Annotated in this window: 3 protein-coding genes; all 3 read right to left on the bottom strand. The window is 68.5% G+C overall.

Annotation, left to right across the window (positions count from 1 at the left end):
- Window positions 1-53: 53 nt before the first annotated feature.
- From ABT130_RS47175 to ABT130_RS47165, 3 genes are read right to left on the bottom strand one after another with little or no spacing between them, the layout of a single operon-like run.
- Window positions 54-1,652 carry a glycoside hydrolase family 13 protein gene (locus tag ABT130_RS47175; RefSeq protein ID WP_350966435.1) on the bottom strand — a complete coding sequence of 533 codons (1,599 nt, stop codon included), beginning with the start codon at window positions 1,650-1,652 and terminating at the stop codon, window positions 54-56.
- Window positions 1,653-1,691: 39 nt separating this feature from the next.
- Window positions 1,692-2,672 (bottom strand): carbohydrate ABC transporter permease, encoded by a 981-nt coding sequence (locus tag ABT130_RS47170; protein WP_350929901.1) that lies wholly within the window; start codon window positions 2,670-2,672, stop codon window positions 1,692-1,694.
- Window positions 2,673-2,687: 15 nt separating this feature from the next.
- A complete protein-coding gene (locus ABT130_RS47165; RefSeq protein WP_350929900.1) occupies window positions 2,688-3,605 on the bottom strand; it encodes a carbohydrate ABC transporter permease in 918 nt (305 codons plus the stop codon).
- Between the last annotated feature and the right edge of the window lie 61 nt (window positions 3,606-3,666).

Raw genomic sequence — 3,666 nt, 5'->3', positions numbered from 1 at the left:
CCCGAGGGGATCGCGGACCTGCCGCGAGGCGCGGGCGCGGGCCCGGAGGGGGATCAGATCACCCGGAGCCAGACGGCGGTGTCGGAGGGGAGCCTGTCCCCCTCCAGCGGACCGCTGGCCAGCAGGACCGACTCGTGCTCCGGCAGGGAGACCGGCTCCGTGCCGAGGTTGACCACGCAGATCAGGCCCGACTCCCGGCGGAAGGCCAGCACCCCCTCCCCCACCTCCAGCCAGGCCAGCGTGCCGTCACCGAGCAGTTCGCGGCGGAGACCCAGCCCGGTGCGGTAGAGGGTGAACATGGACGCCGGGTCGGCGGCCTGCACCTCGGCCGTCAGCGCCTTCCACTCCGGCGGCTGCGGCAGCCACGGCTGCCCCGCGCCGAACCCGAACGGCGGCTCGTCACCCGACCAGGGCAGCGGCACCCGGCAGCCGTCACGGCCGGGATCGGTGTGGCCGGAACGGGCCCAGATCGGGTCCTGGCGCAGTTCGTCCGGCAGGTCCTCCACCTCCGGCAGCCCCAGCTCCTCACCCTGGTAGACGTAGAGCCCGCCGGGAAGCGCCATCGCCAGCAGTGCGGCCGCACGGGCCCGCCGCTCGCCCAGCACCGGATCCGACGGCATGCCGTGCTTGCGGTCGGCGTGGTCGAAGGAGGTGTCGGCCCTGCCGTACTTGGTCACCGGGCGGGTCACGTCGTGGTTGGACAGCACCCAGGTGGGGGGCGCGCCCAGCGGGATGTGCGTGGCCAGGGTCTCCTCGATCGACCGGCGCAGCGCGGCGGCGTCCCAGGTGCACGCCAGGAAGTCGAAGTTGAACGCGGTGTGCATCTCGTCGGGGCGCAGGTAGAGCGCGAAGCGCTCCTGGTCGGGCAGCCACACCTCGCCGATCAGGATCCGGTCGTCGTACTCCTCGGCCACCCGGCGCCAGCCCCGGTAGATGTCGTGCACGCCGTCGAGGTCGGTGTACGCCTCCTCTCCTCCCTCGCTGTCCATGTCCTTGACCAGCAGGGCGGCCGAGTCGATCCGGATGCCGTCCACGCCCCGGTCGAACCAGAAGCGCAGCACGTCGTGGAACTCCTCGACGACCTCGGGGTTGGCCCAGTTGAAGTCCGGCTGCTCGGGGGCGAACAGGTGCAGGTACCACTGGCCGTCGGCGACCCGGGTCCACGCGGGACCGCCGAAGATCGACTGCCAGTCGTTGGGCGGCAGCTCACCGCTCGCTCCCCGGCCCTCGCGAAACAGGAAGCGTTCGCGCTCGGGCGACCCGGGCCCTGCCTCCAGTGCCCGCACGAACCACTCCTGCTGGTCGGAGCCGTGGTTGGGGACGATGTCGGTGATCGTCTTGATGCCCAGGGCATGCGCCTCGGCGATGAACTCCTCCGCCTCGGCGAGCGTGCCGAACGATGGCTCGATGTCACGGTAGTCGGCCACGTCGTACCCGCCATCGGCCATCGGCGACGGGTACCAGGGGTTGAGCCAGATCGCACCGATGCCCAGGTCGGAGAGGTATGGCAGGCGAGCGCGAAGTCCCGCGAGGTCGCCGATCCCGTCGCCGTTACCGTCGGCGAAGCTCCGGAGATAGACCTGGTAGATCGCGGCTCCCCGCCACCATGATTCGGGGTCCGGGGTCGCTCCCGGGAAGGTGCTGCCGGACATGCTGGAACAACTCCTTGCGGTTGAAAGTGGGTAACGAGGTCAGCCCTTGAGGCTGCCGGCCGTGAGGCCGGCCATGATGCTGCGCTGGAAGATGAAGAAGACGATCATGGTCGGGATACTCGCGATCACCAATGAGGCGATCAACACGTTCTGCGGCATCTGCGCCGAGAGCGAGGCGATGCCCACGCTGATCGTCATCTTGTCCCCGTCCGGCAGTACGAGCAGCGGCCAGACGAAGTCCTTCCAGACGTTGACCACCGAGAGAATGGACACCACTCCGAGGATCGGCCGGGAGACCGGCAGCACGATCGACCACAGGATGCGGGCGGGAGAGGCGCCGTCGATCTGGGCGGCCTCCAGCAACTCCCGGGGGATCGAGTCGAAGAAACGCTTGAGCAGGAAGATGAAGAACCCGTTGGCCGCCGCGGGCAACCAGATCACCCACGGGGTGTTCAGCAGGTCCCAGCCGAAGATCGGCATGTCCTTGACCGTCAGGTAGGCGGGCAGCAGGATGACCATCGGCGGGATCATGAGCGTGGCCAGCATCAGCGCCAGGACCACGTTGCCCAGCACGGGCCGCAGTTTGGACAGCGCGTAGGCGGCCGAGACGTCGATGGCCAGTGTGAACAGCCAGGCGCCGCCGGCGTAGATGACGGTGTTGGTGAGGAAGAGTCCCAGGTCGAGCTGGTCCCACGCCTCGGCGTACACCCCGAGGTCGAAGGAGGTGGGAAAGAAGCTCGGCGGGATCTGGGCCAGTTCCTCGGGGGTCTTCAGCGCGCCGGTGACCATCCAGTAGAGCGGGAACACGAACACGGCAGTGAAGACCACCACCACCAGGGTCAGCGTGATCCGGTAGATCAGCCGCCCGCGCGGGGTGTTGAGCGTGTGCGGGGAGACCAGGCTGCGAAACTCCCTGGGCGCCTCCTTGGCCGCACGCGTCCGCCCGGCCTTCTTCCTCGAGCCCCGCTCCGGTGGCCGGGCGGGGGCGGGGCGAGGTGGGTGGACTGTGAGGTTCGACATCGGCTCGGCTCCTCCCTAGCTCTGGTTGTCCCGCGACAGGCGCAGGTAGAAGGCGGAGAACACCATCAGCACGACCATGAGCATCAGCCCGAGCGCGCCCCCGGCGCCGAAGTCACCGAAGTTGAAGGCGTACTGGTACATGAGGTAGGCGACGGTGAGCGTCGCGTTCTCCGGGCCGCCGCCGGTGAGCAGGTACGGCTCGATGAAGACCTGCATGGTCGCCACGATCTGCAGCAGCAGCATCACCAGCAGGATCAGCCTGGTCTGCGGGATCGTGACGTGCCAGACCCTCTTGAAGATCCCGGCACCGTCCAGTTCCGCGGCCTCGTACAGCTCGCTCGGGATGCTCTGCAGCGCGGCGAGGTAGATCAGCGTGCCGGTTCCCAGGTTCATCCAGGTGGAGACGATCACGAGGGAGATCAGCGCGGTGTCCGTGGAGTCCAGCCAGCTCAGGGCCGGCAGGTGCGCCAGCTCCAGGATCTGGTTGAACAGTCCGGCGCCCGGGTCGTAGAACCACTTGAACAGCAGCACCCCGACGGCCGGCGGCAGCATCACCGGGAGATAGACGATGAACCTCAGGTAGGCCCGCGCGTGTCGCAGCTCGTTGAGGACGATCGCCGCCACGAAGGGGATGACGTAGCCGAACACGAGCGCCAGGCCGGTGAAGGCGAGGGTGTTGAGCCACGCGTCGGCGAACGCCGAGTCCTCCGTCACGGTGCGGAAGTTCTCCAGGCCGACCCAGGTCGGGTCGTCGACGAAGTTCGTCTGCTGGAAGCTGAGCAGGACCTCCCGCACCATGGGGTACCAGGAGAAGAAGGCGAAGCAGATCAGCGCCGCGCAGAGGAACCCGTAGGCGGTCAGGTTGCGTTGCAGCCCACGCCGGAACGCCCCCGCTCCCCGCCGCCGTGAGCCTTTCACGGTCATTGTGGTCATGACTCCCGATTTCTACATGAGTGCCGGGGTGCCGGCCCCCCGGGCCGGCCCCCCGGGGCCG

This window comes from Streptosporangium sp. NPDC001681, from assembly GCF_040298085.1.
Classification (GTDB): domain Bacteria; phylum Actinomycetota; class Actinomycetes; order Streptosporangiales; family Streptosporangiaceae; genus Streptosporangium.
The sequence above is the reverse complement of the archived record's forward strand: the minus strand, read 5'-3'. Positions and strand labels throughout refer to the sequence as shown.